Source organism: Streptomyces sp. NPDC055078 (assembly GCF_053607985.1).
Genome location: NZ_JBSGUP010000994.1, coordinates 1 through 926, shown reverse-complemented (window position 1 = coordinate 926; position 926 = coordinate 1). Strand labels below are relative to the sequence as shown.

General features: G+C 72.9%; 1 protein-coding gene. It reads left to right on the top strand.

Annotated features, from left to right (window positions below; all coding sequences use genetic code 11):
* On the top strand, positions 1-805 hold an 805-nt coding region (locus ACWF94_RS39485; RefSeq protein WP_453499960.1), incomplete at its 5' end, for an alpha/beta fold hydrolase.
* Positions 806-926 lie beyond the last annotated feature (121 nt).

The window sequence follows — 926 nt, the reverse complement described above, 5'->3', positions numbered from 1 at the left end:
GCGCGGCAGGCCGGTCTTCCTGCTGCACGGCACGCCGGGCAGCAGGCTGGGCCCGGCCCCGCGCGGCATGGTCCTCTACCAGCGCCGTACGCAGCTGATCGCCTACGACCGCCCGGGCTACGGCGGTTCGGACCGGCTGGCCGGACGCAGTGTCGCCGATGTGGCCCAGGACGTCCGGGCCATCGCCGACGAGCTGGGGCTCGACCGGTTCGCCGTGGTGGGCCGCTCCGGTGGCGCGCCGCACGCGCTGGCCTGTGCGGCGCTGATGCCCGAGCGGATCACCCGTACCGCCGCGCTGGTGACGCTCGCGCCGAGGGACGCGATCGGACTCGACTGGTTCGAGGGCATGGCCGCGTCCAATGTCCTGGAGTACACCACCGCGTCGGACGACCCGGCGGGGCTCACCGAGCGGTTCGTGCTGCGGTCGGCCGAGATCAGGAAGGACCCGATCCGGCTGCTGAACGATCTGCGCAGGGAGCTGACGGACTCCGACCGGATGGTGGTGAAGGACGCCGGGGTCAGGTCGATGCTGCTGCGCAACTACCAGGAGGCGCTGCGCACTTCGGCGTACGGGTGGATCGACGACGCCATCGCCTTCTCCAGCCCCTGGGGCTTCGACCCGGCGGACATCAAGGGCCCGGTGATGCTCTGGCACGGCGAGAAGGACGTCTTCTCACCGGTCGGGCACTCCCGCTGGCTCGCGGAGCGCATCCCGGGCGCGACGGCGGTCCTGGAGCCCGCCGCCGCGCACTTCGACGCGATCCACGCCCTGCCCGGCATCCTGACCTGGCTGCTGGAGCAGTAGGCGGGGTCCCGCCGGAGCGAGCGCGCCCCGGCGGGACCGTACGAAACCCCGATACGGCCCGCACCACCGGCACCACGAGAACCACCCGCACAGCGCTCACCGGGCCCCGACGCACCAAGGG